General features: G+C 46.8%; 16 protein-coding genes. 7 read left to right on the top strand and 9 right to left on the bottom strand.

Going from position 1 to position 20,988, the window contains the following annotated elements:
• Positions 1–99: 99 nt before the first annotated feature.
• The 5 genes from AC0WRU_RS09310 to AC0WRU_RS09290 all read left to right on the top strand — a co-directional run bounded on the left by AC0WRU_RS09310 (position 100) and on the right by AC0WRU_RS09290 (position 6,937).
• On the top strand, positions 100–309 hold the full coding sequence (locus tag AC0WRU_RS09310) for an XRE family transcriptional regulator (protein WP_476128080.1): 210 nt from the start codon (positions 100–102) through the stop codon (positions 307–309).
• A 359-nt stretch (positions 310–668) separates the two neighbouring features.
• Entirely contained in the window at positions 669–1,346 is a 678-nt protein-coding gene (locus tag AC0WRU_RS09305) for a tetratricopeptide repeat protein (protein WP_476128078.1), read from the top strand.
• Between the two features lie 223 nt (positions 1,347–1,569).
• Entirely contained in the window at positions 1,570–2,982 is a 1,413-nt protein-coding gene (locus AC0WRU_RS09300; protein WP_476128077.1) for an efflux RND transporter periplasmic adaptor subunit, read from the top strand.
• On the top strand, positions 2,979–6,059 hold the full coding sequence (locus AC0WRU_RS09295; RefSeq protein ID WP_476128076.1) for an efflux RND transporter permease subunit: 3,081 nt from the start codon (positions 2,979–2,981) through the stop codon (positions 6,057–6,059). The genes AC0WRU_RS09300 and AC0WRU_RS09295 overlap by 4 nt, the downstream gene beginning before the upstream one ends.
• Positions 6,056–6,937: a TetR/AcrR family transcriptional regulator gene (locus AC0WRU_RS09290; RefSeq protein WP_476128074.1), complete on the top strand. Its 882-nt coding sequence runs from the start codon at positions 6,056–6,058 to the stop codon at positions 6,935–6,937. The genes AC0WRU_RS09295 and AC0WRU_RS09290 overlap by 4 nt, the downstream gene beginning before the upstream one ends.
• Positions 6,938–7,032: 95 nt before the next feature.
• Here the strand turns inward: AC0WRU_RS09290 and AC0WRU_RS09285 are convergent, their stop codons facing one another.
• The 9 genes from AC0WRU_RS09285 to AC0WRU_RS09245 all read right to left on the bottom strand — a co-directional run bounded on the left by AC0WRU_RS09285 (position 7,033) and on the right by AC0WRU_RS09245 (position 14,791).
• Positions 7,033–7,671 (bottom strand): GDSL-type esterase/lipase family protein, encoded by a 639-nt coding sequence (locus AC0WRU_RS09285; RefSeq protein WP_476128073.1) that lies wholly within the window; start codon positions 7,669–7,671, stop codon positions 7,033–7,035.
• 125 nt (positions 7,672–7,796) lie between these two features.
• On the bottom strand, positions 7,797–8,219 hold the full coding sequence (locus AC0WRU_RS09280; RefSeq protein ID WP_025682653.1) for a GNAT family N-acetyltransferase: 423 nt from the start codon (positions 8,217–8,219) through the stop codon (positions 7,797–7,799).
• A 42-nt stretch (positions 8,220–8,261) separates the two neighbouring features.
• Positions 8,262–8,816 (bottom strand): nucleotidyltransferase family protein, encoded by a 555-nt coding sequence (locus AC0WRU_RS09275; RefSeq protein ID WP_476128072.1) that lies wholly within the window; start codon positions 8,814–8,816, stop codon positions 8,262–8,264.
• 20 nt (positions 8,817–8,836) lie between these two features.
• Positions 8,837–10,090 (bottom strand): MDR family MFS transporter, encoded by a 1,254-nt coding sequence (locus AC0WRU_RS09270; RefSeq protein ID WP_476128071.1) that lies wholly within the window; start codon positions 10,088–10,090, stop codon positions 8,837–8,839.
• 99 nt (positions 10,091–10,189) lie between these two features.
• Positions 10,190–11,902, bottom strand: a complete 1,713-nt coding sequence (locus AC0WRU_RS09265) for an ATP-binding protein (protein WP_476128070.1) — start codon at positions 11,900–11,902, stop codon at positions 10,190–10,192.
• A 601-nt stretch (positions 11,903–12,503) separates the two neighbouring features.
• Positions 12,504–12,962, bottom strand: a complete 459-nt coding sequence (locus AC0WRU_RS09260; protein ID WP_025682648.1) for a MarR family winged helix-turn-helix transcriptional regulator — start codon at positions 12,960–12,962, stop codon at positions 12,504–12,506.
• 183 nt (positions 12,963–13,145) lie between these two features.
• Complete coding sequence (locus AC0WRU_RS09255; protein WP_476128607.1) at positions 13,146–13,592, bottom strand: VanZ family protein; 447 nt, start codon at positions 13,590–13,592, stop codon at positions 13,146–13,148.
• Positions 13,592–14,260: a ribose-5-phosphate isomerase RpiA gene (gene rpiA, locus AC0WRU_RS09250; protein ID WP_025682646.1), complete on the bottom strand. Its 669-nt coding sequence runs from the start codon at positions 14,258–14,260 to the stop codon at positions 13,592–13,594. The genes AC0WRU_RS09255 and rpiA overlap by 1 nt, the downstream gene beginning before the upstream one ends.
• A gap of 60 nt (positions 14,261–14,320) precedes the next feature.
• Positions 14,321–14,791: a GNAT family N-acetyltransferase gene (locus AC0WRU_RS09245; RefSeq protein ID WP_476128069.1), complete on the bottom strand. Its 471-nt coding sequence runs from the start codon at positions 14,789–14,791 to the stop codon at positions 14,321–14,323.
• A 468-nt stretch (positions 14,792–15,259) separates the two neighbouring features.
• Between AC0WRU_RS09245 and AC0WRU_RS09240 the strand changes: the two genes are divergently transcribed.
• Entirely contained in the window at positions 15,260–17,029 is a 1,770-nt protein-coding gene (locus AC0WRU_RS09240; RefSeq protein ID WP_476128068.1) for a methyl-accepting chemotaxis protein, read from the top strand.
• Positions 17,030–17,173: 144 nt separating this feature from the next.
• The gene (locus tag AC0WRU_RS09235; protein WP_476128067.1) at positions 17,174–20,872 is read left to right on the top strand and encodes a non-ribosomal peptide synthetase family protein; all 3,699 of its coding nucleotides are present in this window, start codon (positions 17,174–17,176) and stop codon (positions 20,870–20,872) included.
• The last annotated feature ends 116 nt before the right edge of the window (positions 20,873–20,988 follow it).

The following is a 20,988-nucleotide window of genomic DNA, read 5'->3' as shown; positions in this document are numbered from 1 at the left end:
TAATTCATAGTATTCTAAAAAAACAATAAATTAGCATCATAGTAATAATTCAATTCTTCCCTTTATTTATTCCTGCAAATAATAAAAAGAAGGTGAATCATGTTGGACAACAACAAAAAACATCCTGTAACGCCCTTCGGATGGACGATCAAGCAGAAGCTTGTGGAAAGGCAGATGGATCAGAAAACGTTTTGTGAGACGTATCAAATTCCGCCTGCCCGGTTGTCTAATCTCATTCATGGAACCCGCAAGGCCAAGCGCCACAGGAGAATAGTAATCCAACTACTTGGCATTCAGGAAGAATCATAGAAACCTATCGTACATATGAGGGGAGACTTTGAACATGCAACATTTTTACAAGCATAAGCCTGAACGTTGTGTACTCTGTCATTCGACCGAATCTATCATTATGTCCAAAGGTGCATTCATTTGTGCCCACTGTTATCTCAAAAGCACGTACAAGTACCCTACCAAGTTAGAGAGCTACCACCGTTCCAAAGTCGCCTTTCTGGTAAGAATGTACATCGAACATCATAAATGAACACACTACTTCACACTGCCTGTTTTACGCTCCCTCGAAGCCTCACCATGCTAATGACCTTTAAAGTGACCCTATGCTATAATGTGGAAAGTATGGATCGTTACATGTACAGGAGGATGGGAGCAGAATGATCGGGAAATTTTTAATTTTCTCTCTATTATGGAGCTTGCTCGGCAACCCGTTTCTGGCGTTACTCGTACTGCTGATTGTGATCTATGTATTGGATCGCAGCTTTGTCGGTATATTACCCAGCATCAGCAAGCCATGGAAAAGAAGGCGCAATGCTGCCCGGTTGCGTCAACAGATTGCCTTAAATGCCAACGATGTGGCTGCCAAGTTCGATTTGGCTCGTATTTGGATCGAGAGCAAGAAATATGATCAGGCCTTGGAGTTGCTGCTGAACATCGAGTCTCGCTATGAGGGTTCCGCCGATTATTGGAATGCACGGGGAACGGCTGAGGTTCATACGGGCCACATCGAAGGTGGAGAACCGCATTTACTGAAAGCACTGGATATTAACCCGCGGGTGCAATACGGTGAGCCTTATTTGCATTTAGCCGCAGCTTTCAAGGAACGTGACGTAAACAAGGCGCTGCATTATCTCCACCAGTTTCAGGAGATTCAGTCTTCCTCCAGCGAGGGCTATTATCTGACAGGCCTGATGTATCGTTTGCTGGGGCGCAAGGATGAGGCCACGGCAGCCTTTAACCAGTCGATTGCCGTCTACCGCTCTCTGCCCAAATACCGCAAGCGAAGCGAGCGCAAGTGGGCTGTACGCAGCTTATTCCGTAAATTAATCGGCTAGAAAGAGCTGGATTTTATATGGACGACCTTTCTCCTCTCATGAGAAAGGTCGTTTTTACGTTTCATCCACATAACACCTCCATCGACCTGGATCGGTATTTTGATCCTTAGGATGAGAGGTGTTTTTTTATAAACAGTTGTTGACATGCCAAAGATTGGGTCCTATAATCCGTTTATAAACTCTTAAGTTTATATATAAACTATTAAGTATAAAATTAGGAAGGATGATCATCTTGTTGAAACACGGTCTCTACATATCTGCTATATTCATTCTTCTGTTCACCTCAGCTTGCTCATCTACAGGATCGAGTGGTCATGAAGCAGCAGAACAACAAAACCAAAAGGTGGAAGCGCTGGTCGTTAAAAAAGAGCCGCTGTCTGCGTCTTTTGACCTTTCAGGCACATTACAGCCCTATGAGGATACCACCGTATCTTTTGAGTTATCTGGACTGGTACGCGATACCCTTGTAAATGTGGGAGATTCCGTATCCCAAGGGCAGGCTATGACCAGGCTGGATTCATCCAGCTATCAGCTCCAACTGGAGCAAGCCAATACAGCCATTCTTGAAGCACAAGCGGGTATCAAAAATGCAACAGCCGCCATTTCAAGCGCAGATGCCTCCATCCAATCCGCCGATGCGCAAAAGGCAGCAGCTCAGGCCGGAGTTAACAAAGTGAATAAAGGAGCCAGAGAGCAGGAAAAAGCACAGGTGCGTACCAAAGTGCAAAGAGCACAATCCGCTTTGACTAAAGCACAGGCTACCGCTGAACGCACCAAGCTTTTATATGATCAGGGAGCTGCAACCAAAAACGATTATGAAAATGCGCAGCTCGCTTTGACTAATGCCACCAAGGACCTTGAGGATGCACAAGAAGCCCTCTCCTTAATCCAGGAGGGAGCAACATTAGAAGATCGGCAATCGGCAGCATCCAGTTTACAGCAAGCCCAAGCCGGGAAAGAATCTGCCATCGCCGCGAAGGAACAGGCCGCAGCCTCCAAAGATAACTCTGCTGCGGCATACCAGCAAGCGGTCATTGCCAAAAAGCAGGCCGAACTTTCCCTCTCCAAGACAGCTTTAAAAGCACCGATTTCCGGCGTTATTCTGGAAAAAAAGTCAACGGTCGGACAATTGGCAAGCGCAGGACAGCCCGTATACCGTATCGGACAAATCGACAAGCTCAAGGTGCTGCTCCCTGTTCCCGATCATGAAATCACGAACTGGAAGCAAGGTCAGACCGTCCAGCTTCAACTGTACGATGAGAACAGAGAAGGAACGGTCAGCAAAATTTATCCGGCCACCAACACCAATACGGGCAGTATCAACGTGGAAGTGATTGTTCCTAACACCCAACATGATTGGGCCCCGGGACAAGTCGTAAAGGCAGGCCGCCAACGGACCCAGAGTGAGCAAATTTTGCTCCCGACCAAGGCTGTCATTAATAACGGTACAGATACCTTTGTCTATAAAGTAGTGAATAAAAAGGCGGTAAAAACCATCGTGAATGTCGGTCAGATATCCAACAACAAGCTCGAAATTACCAAGGGGCTGAATGTCGGGGATCGTGTGGTTACGACCGGAGTAAACCTGATCTATAATGGACTTCCTCTTCAGATCACGGAGGGAACCAGTAAATGATTGCATATTTTATCCGAAAGAAAAAACTGACCCTCTTTATTTTTATCATGGCGATTGTAGCCGGGGTGTATAGTGTTGCTCAGCTTCCACGGCAGGAAATGCCGGATATTATTAAGAAAACAGCTATGGTCACGACGCTTTATCCGGGAGCTACACCCCAAAAAGTAGAACAAACGGTTACAAAGCCTTTGGAACAAAAAATGAAAGAAATCAACCATATTAAAAAGATTTCTTCCACATCCGAAAATGGGCTGTCGACGATTATTATTGAAACCGAAGGCAACGCCAATGCCAAGGAAGCTTGGGATGAATTACGTAAAAAAATGAACGATGTCCAATCGTCTCTCCCTACAGATGCTCAAAAGCCTGTGGTTTACGATGATTTGAACAAGGTATTTATTCATTCCTACGCCATCACGGGGGACTCTGCGGAGCAATTATACCAATTAAATGATCTTGTGAAGTCTTGGAAAGATCAATTAAGAACCGTCCCCGGTGTATCAGAAGTGACGATTAAGGGATTACCCGATCAAGAGGTTCAGATTCAGATTGATGCACAGAAGCTCCAGCAGTACCATATCAGTTGGGAACAACTTATGAGTGCAGTGCAAAAGGAAAATGAGCAATATCCGATAGGCAATCTGGATTACGATGAACGCACGTACCGAATGAATGTGACGCAGTCCAAGAATGCTCAGGATTTGAGTAAAGTCATTATTTCCAAAACAGAAAGTGGTACGCCTGTATATCTCAGTGATGTCGGCAGCGTTTTGCTTACGCATAATACCAGCAGCTACATGGCTTTTTTTAATGGTAAACCAGCCATTACACTAACGATAAACGGTAACACCGGCTCTGACGTAGAAACGATTTATAGTAAAGTGAACGAAGAAATGCAGGTGTTAAAACCAGATCTGCCTAATACCTTTCAGTTGAACACGTTATTTTCACAAACAGACCGGATTGGTCATATTTTTCATGGTTTGACTCGTGAATTGCTGTTTGCTATTGCGGCGGTTGTGATCGTATGTACATTGGGCTTGAATCTGATTACATCGTCTTTTGTGGCACTGGCTATTCCTATTTCAATCGCCATAGGTCTCATTATTCTCCCTATGCTCGGAATAACATTGAATCAGGTTACGGTCATTGGCTTAATTATTGTAATGGGGATTCTAGTCGATGATGCTGTGGTGGTTAATGATAATATTGAGCGCAGGATGCTAACGATGGGGGAAAGTCCCACGATAGCCGCACTAAAAGGAACGAAGGAAGTTTCCATTTCCATTCTGACTGCAACCTTGGCGACAGTAGCCTCCTTCGCCCCGCTGTTCTTTATGTCAGGCGATGCAGGCTCCTTTATCAAACCGTTACCGTTTGCTGTTATTTTCACATTATTGGCTTCCATGCTCATGTCCTTTACCGTCATTCCGATTTTTAGAGAATGGTACGGTCAACGAAGCCAAGAGTCAGACAACTCCACCATGAAGCCGCCCGGACTTCTGGGCAAACAAATTGATGATCTTCGTAACGCATATGCCGACAAGCTTATTCCTAAAGTGATTAAGCGACCTGGATTATATGCTGCATTAGGATTATTGATCAGCACCTCACTGTATGGCGTACTTGCTTTTATTCCGATTGATCTGTTCCCCAGAACCAACGATCCGCAATTAAGCATTAATGTACGGATGTCGACAGGTACTTCTATAGAAGAAACCAAGCGGGTCACCGAGGATATTGCCAAATGGGTGAAGCAACAGCCTCATGTGCGTACGATCAGCTATGCGGCTGGCGGCGATGCTCCTCCGTTGTTTCAAGATATGACCGCTGAGGCCAAAACAGGTACAACCTTGGGGCAGATTGCTATTGTTGGGGAAGAAGGCGAGTTCGATCCGGATGAAATGGCAGAGAAATGGTCCACCGTCTTAAAAGATCGCTATCCGGGTCAATCCATCTCCCTGAAAATAGCCAAGGTGGGACTGCCTCTCGGAAAGCCGATTTCCATTCGGATTTTAGGTAATAATGTGGATCAGCTACGATCCTTGTCTCAACAGTTAAAAGAAGACATTATGTCTATAGAAGGAACGCAGGACGTTCAGGATGATATGGAAAACGAAGGCTATACGCTGGATTTTCAAATCAACAAACAAGCGATGGATCAATATCAGGTCAGCAATAATGATCTGACACGCACACTTTTATTAATGGGTAATGGCGTGAGCTTTAGCCGATTTGATACGGGGAAAGATTTGATCAATATTAAGCTGAAACTGAGTCAAGCAGACCCAAATCCTGAGATTTTGTTTCAGCAATTGAATGTAACTAATGCCAATGGTGTTCAAATACCTTTGTCCCAACTAACAGAATTAAAGCCATCCTTTGCAACGCAAAAAATTAACCATTATAATTTAAAGCGTTCGATTACTGTAAATGCTGATGTTCGTGGGCGTACAGCTTCAGAAGTCATGAATGATGTGAAACTTAAATTGGAAGACATTAAATTCCCTCCAGGGTACTCTTGGGAAATCGGCGGAGAAATTTCAGGTCAGGATGACATTTTATCAGAAATAGGATTGTTATATGTTGTCGTCATTCTGTTAATCTTCATGCTTATATTCTTGCAATTCTATTCCTTCTCGATCCCGTTCATCATTCTGACTACTGTGTATATGGCAGCCGTGGGCGGATTTCTGGGCCTGTTCCTCCTGAATACACCGATCACTTTTATGGGCGTATTGGGCTTAATGACCTTGGCAGGTATTGTCGTACGTAACGGCATTGTGCTGATTGAGTTTATCGAGGATGCAAGACGTGAAGGAGTAGAACTGAAAGAAGCGGTAATTGCAGCGACCAAGGCACGTTTTCGTCCGATCCTGCTTACTTCGGTGACAGCCATTGTCGGTCTGCTTCCAATTGCACTGATTGGGGAACATATGTTTAGACCTCTGTCGTACACCATTATGTTTGGATTGATGTACTCGACCATTCTTACGATGTTTGTGGTTCCGTCCCTGTATATGGTTATTGCCCGCTGGAAATTAAAAAGACAGAGTAAAAAATTGGGGGTACAATGAAAAAAATAACGAGTGATGATATTATATTTGCCGCCCTTTCCCTGTTTTCTGAAAAAGGGTACGATGCCACCTCGGTGGATGAAATTGCCCGCGAAAGCGGGATGGTGAAGGCTTCTTTTTATAAATACTTTCAAAGCAAGGAAGAACTGCTGCTAGGGACGATTGCCCTGATTGAAAAACTTCTCGATAAAGATGCTAAGGAACTAAATCTCAAGCATCAGCTCCCTGCCCGGGAAAAATTGAGACAGCTTTACTTGATTGCGCTGGGCCGGATCTACAAGAACAGAATTCATTTGCTGGTATACTCCGTCCCTTTAATCGGTTCCAAGGAAGAAAAAATTGCGCATGCTATTGATCGTCTTGAGCATAATTTATCCAGCCTGATGGTCGATTTCTTAATAGATGCTTATGGAGAGTCCATACATGACTATGCGTACGATATTGTTTTTGTCGTCAAAAGCATGATTATCAATTCCTTCCGAATGAGCGATTCAGAGCTGTCCTCGACGGAGCATCAAACACTAGCTGAATTTATCGTCAGCATTACGGATATGCTGGCACAAGGAATGCTGAGCCCTGATGTTCAACATCAAATTATGTGGGGCCTCGATTCCGGATTATATGAAGACTCTGATCATATCTGGACCAAAGGAAGACAAATCGCCTATGTGCTTCAACATATGGACGCAGTCTTGAAACCAATCGAATTAGATGAAGCCATCCAGAATGAACATATGCAAATATTAAGCAGGCTACAGGGCGAACTGTCCGAACAAAACGTGGAGACAGCCCACGTTAAAGCCCTTCTTCTCTTTTTGGAGCAGTTACCTGCGTTACAGGAAGACTGTACCAAGCTGAAAGCTATTTTAGAAATTTAAAGGGTTCAGTTCAGCTAAAGATAAAGAGGTCCACTATGGTCAGATACTACTGCCATGATGGACCTCTTTTTTCTTTTGCACATACCCTTCTACGCTCACCGCAATGGCGCATAGCCAAGCCGATCCAGCTCCTCCGCAATGACGCGATAGCCGCGGCTGTTCGGGTGCACCCGATCCAGCGAGAGCAGTTCCCGTTCGTAGCCCTCAAACGCAGGGTAAATGTTCGCCACCCGGTAATTCGGACCGCCCAGCGTAGCGAGAAATGAGTTATATTGGCGCACATATATTCCCGCCTCCCTCACGCCCGGAAAAGGATTATACAGCCCTACCATCCGAATGATGCATGGCTCACGCTGGCCGAATTTTATTTGATACAGGGCATGTACGATTTGGCGTACATGTTCCTTCGTGCGGTTCAGTGCTTGCGGAATGGACGACGCAGACGAACCGGAGCCTCCAGCAATAGCGCTGGCGTATGGGCGCAGATCATTCCCGCCGATCGTCACCGTTATGAGTTCAGCCCGGCTCAACGCCGACCGAAAGAGTTGATTGTTGCGTACCATCGCCAGCAGCTCCTGCGATGTCAGTCCGTTGATCCCCAAATTCTCGTAACTGACTGGAGTACGAAGACGTTTTTCCGCCATTCGTCGATAGGTAGGCACAAATCCGCCAGTCAGCAGCGTCCCTGCACCTGTCGTTAATGAATCTCCTATAGCTGTGTAGTGGTAACCCATTGGAACCCACCTCCCCGCTAATGCCTTTGCAACCAAAGGCACTTCAACTTTTACATGAGCATGATGTCAATTCCCGACATAACATATCTTATGTAAAAAAAGAGACGCGGGACCCCGTGATTCGCTTATTCTTCGTCCATTTCATACACACAATGAAATTGCCCGCCCTCGGACAAGTCCTCCGACCCATATACGGCAAAGCCCACATTACGGAAAAAGTCTGCCCCTTCCGCGTCCGTATCCACGGTGAGCCGTTTCGGATTACGTTCCTGAATGAGGGTAAGCAGCATACCTCTGGCATATCCTCTATGACGATTTTCGGGCAACACGGCCAGATGCCGGATTACAGTTGTTCCATCCTCCTGCTCCTTAAATCCGACAATACCTACAATAAGTCCTTCATCTTCCACACCGAACAGCTTCCAGTCATCCGAAGCTTGGTAAGTACGTAAAGCTGCCTCTCCGCGTTCAGGATGATCCAGCACGGCGTAGGTTAGCAGCTCCAGAACCTCCTCACGATCCGAATCTGCTTTTATATTTTTAAACATGGTTCATCGTCGCTCCTTATAACCTGAAATGGGGATTACACTCTAGTTCTCCAACATAAGCAACGGCCAGTTATCCAGCCACTGCTTCTCAAATACACGCTGACGAAAAGCCGTCGTATGGCGGAACAATGGACTTTGGCGTACCCGCATATCCAGCAGATCCTTTAATCCGTGCGGACAAACGACCTCCATTTGATCCTCGTCATTCAATCTAACCGCTACTGCCGTAGCCGTCTCCGGCCAGCGGCTCATCGCATCCTCTACCGAAGCATAAGGAGCTGTCCCGTTGCGAAGATGCATCCGCGCCTGATTTTTGACAGACCAGTTGCGTCCCGCCTGCTTGCGGTTCAAGGACAGCTCAAGGTGCTCATCCCGTTCCTCCAGCGTATTTTTCGGGTCAAAATAAATAACATCTATATCATTCAAAGGCGTAGGAGTCGTATAACCATGCAGCTTGTCCCATACCCGATTACGTACATAACCTGCGGCAATACAGCCCTGCGGCAGCCTCAGCTCTCGCACATAGCGCAAATCTTCCAGCACCTGCGGATCATTCATATATTGTATGATTCGTAGCACATCTTCTTCCGACTTCATCCTGCACTCAGCTCCCTTTTTTATGATGACAGTTGCTGGACGGACTCCCCTCCTTGAGCCGCGATCCGGGCTGTACGCTGCGCCAGACGGCGGCGTGCGACCAGCAGGAACGGAATGCCAAGCACGACCGACAGCGCAACCGGAACAAAAACGGCAAGCGGCGCTGTTTGACCATAGGTATCCAGCAGCCAGCCACCAAACAATGGAGCAAGCACGCTACCCAGATTATTAAAGCCAATCGTACCGAAGTAGGTCCCTTTATATTGAGCATCTGCAATTTGGTCAATCAATACGTCCAGCATCGTGAACAACAGCACTTCACCCACTGTAAACAGCACCATATCCAGTATGAACATCCAGCCCGAATTTAACATACCGCACAGTAACAGGCTGACTGCAATACATATATTTCCTGCAATCAAGGAATTCACCGGGGAAAAACGGCTTGCCAGTCGTACCAGCGGATATTGAAAAGCCAATACGCACACCGCGTTGACTGTAAGCATGTATGTAAACCACCGGGTCCCTTCCTCGAAGGATAAGGACAAGAATTGAGGCATCGTGGAATTGGAATGAGCATAGCCCATGACGCAAAATATCGTCCCCAGCAAAATTGGCATAAACACCGGATCACGGCTGGCTGTACGGAACGCCTCGCCCATCCGCAGTGGAGCCTCTCCCGCCGTTGTCCCTGAATGCAGATCTGATGCATACCGAGTAAATTGGATCAACAGCAACACCCCGTACAACGCATACACACCAGCCGCTACCATAAACGGTGTACCCGAGGATGCCGATCCCAACATCAAACCAAGCAATGGCCCTGCCACTACACCTACATTAATCGCCGCATATCTCATATTGTAGATAAGCAGTCTTTTCTCCTTGGGGGTTACATCTGATAACAGCGCCCGCGAGGTTGGCTCGAACAAGGATCTGCACAGTCCATTCAGAGCATTGATGACGAAAAAGGCCCAAGCCGCTTCAGCCAACGCAAAAGCCACGAATACAAGTGCCCAACTGGCGATGGACACCAGCATCACTTTACGTCGTCCGATCCGGTCGGAAATATATCCACCGTAAAAGCTGGCAAAAATACCAACTAATGAACTGACCGATACGATCACCCCTGTATGAAAAGGGGATACCCCCAAGCGGGTAGTCAAATAAATGGACAAAAACGGGATACTCATGGATGTCGCCATCCTGCCAAATATAGTACCCGCAATAATCGTCCAGGCCAGTGGGTGAATCGAACGAAGCTGTTCTTTCATATCTGTTATCTATGTCTCCTTCTCCGCCCTGTCTCCAGAAAAAAACTTGCGCACAGCTCTTCCATCTGTGTGCAAGTCTAACAGGGAAAATTCCAACGATTACTGACGGATATATCGTTCCAGTTCCCTACACGTTGCCTGATAAGCAGACTGAAGGGCAGCCAGCTTCTCTTGTGCAGCTTCAAGTCGCTTCTCCCGTGCAAGCTGCTCAATATCGGAAAATAACGTGGACAAACGCCCAATTCCCAGACTCACGCTACCTGATTTCAGCTCGTGAGCAACCTCCACTACTTTTGCTAATTCGTCCGCAATAGCCAGTTCAATTAATGTGCTTATTTTAGCAGGTGTATCACTGGTGTACATCTCTACGAGTGAAGCCAGCAATCCCATACTGCCATCCTCGTCCAGCAGCATAATTTCATGAATAACTTCTTCATTAAGGATAGGCTCGGCAGCAGCCATGGGAAGCCATTGGATGAGCTTCTCAGACAGTCGTTCGATCATTACCGGCTTCGACAGATAGTCGTTCACCCCAATTTCCCGGCCCCTCGCTCTATCCTCCTCTGACACGTTCCCTGTCAAAGAAATGATTGGCACCGGGGGTAGCTTGTCCACCGCTTCACGCTGGCGAATGGCCCTTGCCGCATCAATACCATTCATGATGGGCATATGATGATCCATCAAAATACAAGCATAAGTCCGTTGAGAGGACGCTTTTACGGCAGCCTCTCCATCCTCCGCGAAATCAATATGCTGGAATCCCAAGTGACGAAGCTGTAACTCGACCACCTGACGATTAACCCGATTATCCTCGGCTACCAGAATAGCAAGGGAATGACTATGCTCACGCAGCCACTCACCAAGCTCTGTCAGCTCGGCGGTTTCACGCTCCTTCACTTCGTCTGCCTGCCCTGTTCCCCTGACAAGAGGAATCTCAAACCAGAACGTAGAGCCTTGACCTTCCTCACTGATGACTCCAATCTGTCCCTTCATCAGATCAACGAATGAACTGCATATCCATAGTCCCAGTCCGGTTCCTCCATATTGTGAAGAGCTGCCTTCCCCTGCCTGCACATAGGGCTGAAATAACTTGACCTGATCCTCCGGTGAAATCCCGATGCCTGAATCCTGCACCTCAAACCGAATACAAAGGGAATCTTCTGTTTCTTCTACCAGCTTCGTCCGAACAACTAGCAATCCATCGCTCGTAAATTTATTGGCATTGTTCAGCAGATTGAGCAAAATCTGCATGATCCGTGCGGAATCTCCCTCCAGATGGTCTGCTACGCCGGAATCAGCCTCTATGCTTAGACGATTTCCCTTCTGATAGATTTGCGGCTCCAACAACTGGGCAACGTGGCTCATAATCGCCTGGACCCTGACGCTCCCGATCTCCAGCTCCATTTGTCCCGCTTCCATCTTGGATATATCAAGGAGGTTATTAATCATATTTAGCAGCAAAGATGCCGATTCGCGTATGACACTGATCGCCTGCCGTTGATCCGGGGAAAGCCTGGATGAACCCAGCATTTCGATCATCCCGAGTATCCCGTTCATCGGAGTCCTGAATTCATGACTGACCATTGCAAGAAAGGTGCTTTTCAAGTCATTCGCCCGTACCGCTTCTTCCTTTGTCCGCTTTAAATCTGCATTGCTTTTGGCAAGCTGACGCTGCAAATTGACAAGCTCATTATTCATCGCTGAAAATTCATTCAGCATCTTCTCTTCTTCAGCCTTGCTTTTCATAATCTCATCTGTTAATTGCTCAATCGTTTTACGCAGGACAGCCATTTCTGCTGCCGGTTCCTTCATATAAAAGGCCCCCTTTACCCAATGACTCCTGGTTACAAATATTTTAAACTGCCTCACACCCTGGACGACAGCAGGTGTTCTGCTACCTCCAACGCTTCCTCTGCATCAGGTGCACAGCCGTCCGCCCCTATTTCCTGCCACAAGCAACGGATCAAGATTAAAGGGCAAACCACCGACCATAATTCTCACATAACATGTAGCAGCCTGTCTGCGGTTGCCTGCGAGTAAATACTCCAAATATTGACCCACATCAGCCGCTAACGGATTATCATTCGTAATAAAAGAGGCGTATTCCTCTTTTTTCCAATTTGCTGTATCCCCAAATCCAGATGCATCAGCACCATCGTTTTATCCGGATGACGGAAATGCATTCACCTGCGGTATATTGCTGTATACTCATGTACAGCTCCTTCCCCGACAAGGCCGTATTTATATCCATAGACTGTAACTGGGGGAACATCCGAGCGTGACTATTTGTCAATTATACCTGATTTCCGCCTTTACATTAACCCCGCTGCCTAAGAATGCGTGTAAAAAAATAAAATACCGGAAAACCGGTATTTTATTTATAAGTCTATTTAGCTCGGATATTTGCAGCTTGTTAGTTGTTACTTTTCTGTCCCTCAGCCGTTAGTCCCAGCTTTTTTAGCAGATGAATGGCCTGTTCTTTCTCTTGCACGGACAAGCCGTCCACTGTCTCCATAATAACACGATGGTGCTGCGGGAATATTTGCTCAAAGAAATGACGTCCCTCGTCAGTCAGTTCTGCATAAATCACACGCCGATCATCCTGTGATGCACGCCGGGTGAGCAGCTTTTTTTTCTGAAGTTTATCTACGACGTACGTAATATTTCCACTGGAGATCAGCACCTTTTCACCAATTTTCTGCAAGGGCTGAGGTCCACGATAATATAACAGATCAAGTACACCAAATTCCGTTGTGTTCAATCCATGACTATGAATATCCCGATTCGTGCGGGATGTGACCGAATTATAGGCGCGAGCCAGCACAACAAACAAGTTAAGCGCCAAGTCCTGATCATCTGGTTTTACTGACATATTAACAGCCTCCGTTATTTATATCTTTATTCAAAGATATATTAATTGCAAACTTTTGTCAAGTTCAACCTTTTTATCCCCCTGATAAATGAAGTTGTATTATGCGAAAACTACAGTCTATTATGTAAAAAAGCCCGTCCCCAATCGGCACAAGAAGCGCCTTCCGGGAGAGCAGGGCTTTCATTATTCAATCTCCGACTTCTTTCGTAGTAGCTTGTAAACAACCCTGCCAAAAAGCACACCCAGTACATTCAGAATCACATCATCCACGTCCATCGTGCCTGCGCCGAGCAGCATTTGGCACACTTCAAGAATTACAAGCGCGGCCGCCACGGTCAGCAACAAGCTGCCTAATCTGCGTAAGGCTACCCAAATGATAGGCAGAAGGATGCCAAACGGGACGAAGACTCCGATGTTACCGAGCAAATTGACACCCCACACCCGAAAAGGAAGCGACTGTGCCGCCCTCATATATCGCCCGATCGTATCCAGCGGAACGATATTATATGAATATGGAGGACCCGGTCGTAATGTACGCCCAAAACCAAGAAACATCCAATATAATAACAGCCCCGTATATAAAATGAATACCACAAAGGCTACATTGCGAAGCAGACGAGCGTTAGGCATCACTTGTTTCGAACGTCAATCTGTCCATTGGCCCGTGCGATAATAACCTGGTCTGCCATATTAATGAACAGTCCGTTATCGACCACCCCCGGAATTTGGTTCAATTGGATTTCCAGCTCTTGCGGGTTTTCAATGGTTCCGTAACGACAGTCGGCAATATAATTGCCGTTATCCGTCTGGAAACGCTCCCCGTCCTTCATTCGCCACTCAGCCCGGCAGCCTGTCTGCTGTAATGCCTCCAACGTCCATTCACTGGCAAAGGGTACGACTTCGACTGGTAATGGAAATGCACCCAGTACCTTCACATCTTTGGACTCGTCCACAATAATGATTAGCCGGTTGCTGTTACTTTCCACGATTTTCTCTCTCAGTAAAGCTCCACCTCCACCCTTCACCAGAACAAGCTGCTCATTCACCTCGTCCGCTCCGTCAATCGTTACGTCGAGTCGTCCAATCTGATCAAATGGAACGATGGGAATTCCCAATTCTCTGGCCTGATCCTCCGAAGCTTGGGAAGTAGCTACAGCCTGTATATGTAAGCCTTGCGCCACACGCTCACCTATTTTTTGAATGGCCCAATAAGCTGTGGAGCCTGTGCCCAGTCCTACTTTCATGCCGTCCTCAATGGCTTCTACTGCTTTTTCAGCTGCTTTTTGTTTCAAATTCATTATCATCACTCCCGCTATATAGGCTAGTATGGTTCATCATTCATTTTATATAAAAACGTTTTATAAAGACACTGTCAGCTTCTTACTGTAACAAAGACTATTTTCATCCTCTTCATATTCACCAAATCGTTCAATAGGCTCATATCCCTGCTTCGTATAGAGAGCAATGGCTTCAGGTTGAGCAGCCCCTGTCTCCAGCTTGATTCTTATAGTGCCTCGTTTACGGGCCTCTTCTTCCAGAAAAGCTAACAGACTGACGGCAATGCCCTGCCTACGATAAGAAGAATCGACATAAAATCGCTTAAGCTCCATCTCTTCCGCATCTATAGGCCTAAGTCCGCCGCAAGCGACCGGTTTTGCATCCGAATACACAACAGCGAAAATCATTTCTTTAACTTTCGGATTGGAAAAATCAACCAAGTAAATTTCATCAGCAGGATACCTTTTCAGCAAATCCTCATCCAGACTTTGAATCAATTCATGCAGATCTGCATGATCACTTTCAACCTTTACAATTGTAAGCTTGGACATTCTCTTCATCCCTCTTCCTATGTCGTGGCTATATTGACTCATTTTGCAAGGAACCCGCAAAAACCGCGGCATATCAAGCATCTGTAACGCCAAATATGAAAAATGTCCCAAATTGACAAGTGCATTTGACTCTATTATAAAGTATGATGGTTTCTATTGGATACCTTCTTAAAGCCTGAAATGAATTTCATTTTCAAGTTGAAGTATAAAATGGAATATACTGAAACACGCACAGGAATTACCAGGTAAAAATTAATTTTTTATTGGGCTAGGTATTCATTTCAAGAGCTTATCGTACGACATATATATAGGGATACATACTTATCTAAAAAGGACCAAAGACCTATTAACAAAACTTCAAGAGGTCTATTGCCTTAATTAATATGTTTGTAAGGGGGACTAAATTATCTCATTCGATAAGCGGTTCAACACCAATATACAAAAATTACAACCAGGGAGTGGAACATTTTGAAAAAGTGGAGTAGCTTATCGTTCTTCACCAAGAACTTATTATTATCTTTCTTCAACATCGTATTGATTGGGCTAGTCCTTATTGTGTCCAGTTATTTGATCCAGCGTACGATTTTGATAGACCAATTGCATGGGCAAGTGGAAAAAATCACATTAAAGTGGGCTGAGGGAATTAATGTAAATGAAGTAACCCAAGCCGTTCAGGAAAAAAGTTATGATGGTCCCGTTCAGGCCAAACTACGCACTTATCTGGATAACATCACAGCGACGAACCCAAATATCTCTCAAGCTTATATCTTCGGAACCGAGCTGGAAGACGGTGACCAGACATCTATTGTAGCGATGCCTACCGCTCTGAGAGAAGCATTCGAAAAAGATAAATTGGGTGTCGGCGCTATGTACAAACAACCCTCTGTTGTCGCAGAAGGCGTAAGCCATATGCTGGATACCGGAAAACCGACGTTTACCAGTTTCTATGATGACAGCTTCGGTACGTGGACAACCTTGACGTATCCGCTTAAAGATTCAAGTGGCAAAATCTTTGCATATTTTGCTGTCGATGCAGATGCAGGCGCTGTACCTGCCGGTTTGACCAAGCTGCTGATCAGCGGTGCTACCATTCTGGCTATCTTCCTGCTCATCTGCTTGGCGCTCCAATATTGGGTCGTGAAGCGTACGCTGTCCCCTATTAAACAACTGATGTACGGTATCAGTGAAGTAAGCCGTGGAAATCTGGACGTTCAAATTCAAGCAGGACAAGACGATCTGGGCGTTGTGAATAGAAACTTCAACGATATGGTAAGCCATATTAACAGCATTATGACCAAAGTGAAGCTGACAACTGATGAAGTGAATGAATCGGCGAAGGAATTACTTGCAATCTGCGAACAAAACGGAATCAATTCGAACATCATCAATCAGAACATCAATGAAATTACGGGAAATATCCGTGCACAGGAAAAAGCAACGGGCGATAGCGCACGGGCCATGGCTGAGATGGCCTCGGTTATCCAAAATATTGCCGCCAGTTCCGCCACCGTTGCAGAGGAAGCCAATTCGGTAGAGAAGCGTTCTAATGAAGGCAACGAAATCATGGGCAAAGTTTCTTCACAAATGCATTTGATTACCGATACAGTTACGAATACATCCCGTATTATCAAGTTACTGAACGACCGTTCACAGGAAATTGGTAATATCATCGGTACGATTTCAGGCATTTCCAGCCAAACAAACCTGCTTGCCTTGAATGCTTCTATTGAAGCAGCGCGTGTCGGTGAGGAAGGTAAAGGCTTTGCCGTGGTTGCCAGCGAAGTACGCAAGCTGGCAGAACAAACAGCGGATGCAACGAAACAAATCACGCCGCTGATCGAAGAGATTCAAAGTGAAATCGGTCAGGCTGTGAAATCGATGGATCAAGGTAACGTTGAGGCACAGAGCGGAATCGTCGTAGCTGGACAAGCAGGCGAGCTGTTCAATAACATTCTTCAAGCAATCAAAACGGTGGCATGGCAAATTCAAGAAGTATCCAGCGCTACCGAGGAAATATCCGCCGGTACGCAGGAAATGACGGCGACAGCAGATGATCTTTCTTCCACCGTAAGCAAAACAGCTAACAACAGCATTCATATTGCACAAACGGTTGATGAACAACAAGCTTCTCTGGATTCCATCATTGAATCGTCCCATAAGCTGTCATCCATGTCGGAAGAGCTTCAGGAAATTACTTCTTACTTTAAAATTGCGAACCCTAACCGCACCAAATCATAATTTGCATTTACCTACTTTAAAACTTATTCAATAAGCAAGTCGTTCGGTAGTGCCTCCCTCCTATTCATGCATTTGACGGGATCGGAGGCATTTATTGACTTTAGCATTCATATTACGACATCATACGTTCAGGAGGTAAGCGTAATGGTTTTATTACTACAAAACAGTACACAAACAGCGCCATCCCCATTCCTGGTTCCTTTGGATTTTGCACGTCTGCAACGCAAACATACATACTCTACTTATCAGGTAGAGTTAGAACCAAGCATCTCGAAGCTGCTTCATCAGCAAACGTCAGCGGAAGAACAACATGCCATGCTTCTGTCAGTATATGCAGCATGGCTGTATCGTCTGTCCGCAGAAGAAGATATCTCCCTCTCTACTTTCGTGCCTCAATCCGGTATACTCACAGCTTCGCTAACAATGGAAAATAATACTAATTTCCATGAGCTGGCAGGCTTGTTTCAGGAAATGCTCTATAAGCCCCAGGCTTATCTGGCAGACCCGCAAGCGGATACCTCGTTTTCGGTAAATCTGCTGGTCAATGAAGATACAGAGCCTCGTATCATGGACTGGGTGATCCGTGAGAACAACGGCACTTACCAAATACAGATTCGGTATGATGAATCACTTCTTCTGGAAACAACGGTTGTTCGGTATACAGAATATTTTGAATTTCTTCTGCGTGGCGCACTCACCAACAGCCATGCCCTTGTCAATTCGGTTGACATCTTATCCGAAGCAGATCGGGCAGCCTATGAAGCCTTAAATAAAACAGTTGTGAAGTATCCTGAGCATCAGACCATTCATGGAATGTTCGAGGAAGCCGCTTCGCAGTACCCGGATCGTCCGGCCATCGCTTCCCACGCCGGAGAATATACGTACCGTGAGCTTAATGAACGCGCCAATCAAGTTGCACGCGTGCTATTGTCCAAAGGTCTGGCAAAAGGCGAATTCGTGACCATTTTCATGGAGCGAAGCCTGGAAACCGTCATTTCCCTGCTTGGTATTCTGAAAGCCGGGGGTGTATATGTGCCTGTCGATCCAGCCCATCCAGCCGACCGGAGCAGCTACATCGTCGAGGACACGCGTTCTCCCTTCGTCCTTACGACTTCTGCACTCGTCGGGCAAGCGGCTGAACTATGCGGCTCCATTGAGACGGTCAAAGAAATTCTGGCCATTAACAACGGGCCTCTGGCAGGCTATGCCGCAAGCAATCCGAACGTTAACGTAGGTCCGGATGATCTCGCTTATGTCATCTATACGTCCGGCTCGACAGGCAAGCCGAAGGGTGCCCTGATTGCTCACCGGGGCGTCGTGAACCTGGGGGCTGTCGTACAGCGCGATTGCGATATTACACCTCAGGATGTATTGACTCAATTCGCCACCTATAGCTTTGATGCATCCGTTTGGGATACGGTTGGAGCCTTGTTCTACGGAGCCAAGCTGTACCTGTTGTCCTCTGAGGAACGCGTGTCTGTTGAAGAATTCGCAGAAGCCATCGCACGCACAGGCACGACGATCATTACCATTTTGCCAACCGTGTTCTTTAATCAGCTATCTACGTATTTGTCAGACGAAGGCTACCGCAAATTAGCCAAGGTACGAATTGTCACCGTGGCAGGCGAAGCCCTGTACGGCTCACAAGTTCGAGCCTTCCAGAGCAAATTCGGTACAGATACAGACATCGTGAACGTGTATGGACCGACTGAATGCACCGTAGCAACGACGACCCACCGGGTGCGTGGTGCTGTGCCTGAGCACGTCGTGAACATCCCGATCGGCAAGCCGATTTATAACTACAAGGTCTACATCGTCAACGATGATAACAAGCTATGCCCGATTAACATTCCCGGTGAAGTATGCATTGCTACGCCGGCACTGGCTCACGGCTATCTCCATCAGCCGGAACGGACGGCACAATCGTTCGTGGACAACCCTTTTGTTCCGGGTGAAAAAATGTACCGCTCAGGCGATATCGCCAAGCTGCTGCCGGACGGCACGATTGAATACGTAAGCCGGAAGGATTCACAGCTCAAAATCCGGGGCAACCGGATTGAAATTGGGGAGATTGAAGATCATTTTTCCAAGCATTCGGGCGTTCAGGATGTGTCTGTCGTAGCTGTCAAGGATCACACGGATCAAAATATGCTGGTTGGCTATTACACAACTACGGACGGACAGTCCATTCCGCAAGACGTAATACAGTCTTATATTGCGGGCAAGCTGCCTTCCTATTTTGTACCGAGCCATGTCGTTCATCTGGAAGCTATGCCGATTTCACCGACGGGCAAGATTGACCGCAAAAAGCTGGCCCTGCTGCCACTTCCCGAGGCATCCGACAGCTCCTATGGCGGGGAGCCTCTCCGTGAAGGAACTGAAACGCTTATAGCCGAAGCCTGGACACAGGTACTTGGCAAAACCAACATCGGCGCAACAGATGACTTCTTCCTGATCGGTGGCGACTCCCTTCGTGTCATTCATGTGCTGGCTATTTTGAAGCCACGTTATGGTGCGTTACGTATTGGAGACTTTTTCCGCTACAAAACCGTTCGTGAGCTTGCCGAATACGTGGAGCAATTGGGTACGGAACAAACACCGCAACGCAAAACGATAGCAGTTACACAAGAAAAAACAGACCTGAATGAGCATCCTATCGAGCTTTCAGGCACCGCGGATGTAGCTGAATTTCGCGACATGAATGTTGTGTTATTGACCGGGGCTACAGGTTATCTTGGTTCGCATATTCTCTATGACCTGCTTCAACGGACAGGAGCCAAAGTGTATGCCATGGTACGCCCTTCTCAGGACGGTCCATCCGGCATCGAACGTATTCAATCCGTATTGACAGGATATTTTGGGGAAGTTGTCTCTGGCCTGATCGAAGGACGGGTCAAAGCGGTGTACGGTGATCTGGAGCAGACAGACCTCGGCCTCTCTGACGTTGACCGCCATATGCTGGAGCATCAAATTGACGGTATTATTCACAGCGCTGCTGACGTTCGCCATTTTGGTGATTCGGCTGCCTTTGACCGTACGAATGTAACCGGAACGCTGGAGTTGCTGAAAATTGCTCAGGCCAAGCCGGGGGTATCTTTTCATCATGTCTCAACCATGGGCATACTGGAGGATCTGGCGAATGAAGGACAATGGGAATCCGTATTGGAGCAGTCCTCCTTCCCTGACGAGCTACAGGTGGACAACCTGTACACGAACAGTAAGCTCGCAGCGGAAAAGCTGCTGTTCCAGGCGGCACAGTCGGGTACACCTGTCTCTATCTATCGTGCAGGCAATCTGACGGCCCACTCGGCTAACGGACGTTTCCAGCGCAATATTGATAGTAACGCCTACTACCGGATGATGAAGGCAATGCTGCTGCTAGGCAAAGCGCCACAGGCTGATTGGCATACAGACTTCACGCCGATTGACTATGCGAGCCGCGCTATTGTAGTGCTGTCCGTGCATCAAAAAAGCGCAAACCGCATTTTCCATATTTGCAATCCGAACCCGCTGCCGTATGATAAGCTGATTGCTATGGTCAACCAGCTTGGATACGCAGTAAAAACGATGCCTTTTGACGAGTACAGCGCTTGGCTGCTGAACCCGTCTTCGGGCATTCAGGAGGATGCGTTGCACCTCGCTATGGGCCAACTGGAAGGGGACGGAGCCAAGGATTCGGCTTACCGATACGGCTGCCCTGTGACCGCCGCTCTACTGGATCAGGCCGGTGTGCAATGCCCGACAACCGATCTGGAGTTTATTCAAAGCATGATCCAGCATGCGGTTGAGATCGGTTATTTCCCTGCCGCATCGTCGGTATCGACAAAAGCAACACAGAGGTAACAAAGTTGTGATATTTCCCCCGCGTGTATTAGGTATGATAGACTAGATTTTGCTAATAGATATCTGGTTTACATATCTGCACTTTTAGAATTTTTGCATGCGGGGGATGTCATCAC

The sequence above is a fragment of the Paenibacillus sp. 1-8 genome, from assembly GCF_056316205.1.
This window is presented reverse-complemented; position numbering and strand designations above follow the sequence as displayed.

Bases quoted from the DNA above. Each gene is read 5' to 3' on its own strand.
- AC0WRU_RS09280 (WP_025682653.1), bottom strand. From the start codon at position 8,219: ATGTTTAAAAATATAAAAGCAGATTCGGATCGTGAGGAGGTTCTGGAG.
- AC0WRU_RS09305 (WP_476128078.1), top strand. From the start codon at position 669: ATGATCGGGAAATTTTTAATTTTCTCTCTATTATGGAGCTTGCTCGGC.
- AC0WRU_RS09265 (WP_476128070.1), bottom strand. From the start codon at position 11,902: ATGAAGGAACCGGCAGCAGAAATGGCTGTCCTGCGTAAAACGATTGAG.
- AC0WRU_RS09260 (WP_025682648.1), bottom strand. From the start codon at position 12,962: ATGTCAGTAAAACCAGATGATCAGGACTTGGCGCTTAACTTGTTTGTT.
- AC0WRU_RS09310 (WP_476128080.1), top strand. From the start codon at position 100: ATGTTGGACAACAACAAAAAACATCCTGTAACGCCCTTCGGATGGACG.
- AC0WRU_RS09275 (WP_476128072.1), bottom strand. From the start codon at position 8,816: ATGAAGTCGGAAGAAGATGTGCTACGAATCATACAATATATGAATGAT.
- AC0WRU_RS09285 (WP_476128073.1), bottom strand. From the start codon at position 7,671: ATGGGTTACCACTACACAGCTATAGGAGATTCATTAACGACAGGTGCA.
- AC0WRU_RS09235 (WP_476128067.1), top strand. From the start codon at position 17,174: ATGGTTTTATTACTACAAAACAGTACACAAACAGCGCCATCCCCATTC.
- AC0WRU_RS09255 (WP_476128607.1), bottom strand. From the start codon at position 13,592: ATGCCTAACGCTCGTCTGCTTCGCAATGTAGCCTTTGTGGTATTCATT.
- AC0WRU_RS09300 (WP_476128077.1), top strand. From the start codon at position 1,570: ATGATCATCTTGTTGAAACACGGTCTCTACATATCTGCTATATTCATT.
- AC0WRU_RS09295 (WP_476128076.1), top strand. From the start codon at position 2,979: ATGATTGCATATTTTATCCGAAAGAAAAAACTGACCCTCTTTATTTTT.
- AC0WRU_RS09270 (WP_476128071.1), bottom strand. From the start codon at position 10,090: ATGAAAGAACAGCTTCGTTCGATTCACCCACTGGCCTGGACGATTATT.
- AC0WRU_RS09245 (WP_476128069.1), bottom strand. From the start codon at position 14,791: ATGTCCAAGCTTACAATTGTAAAGGTTGAAAGTGATCATGCAGATCTG.
- AC0WRU_RS09290 (WP_476128074.1), top strand. From the start codon at position 6,056: ATGAAAAAAATAACGAGTGATGATATTATATTTGCCGCCCTTTCCCTG.
- rpiA (WP_025682646.1), bottom strand. From the start codon at position 14,260: ATGAATTTGAAACAAAAAGCAGCTGAAAAAGCAGTAGAAGCCATTGAG.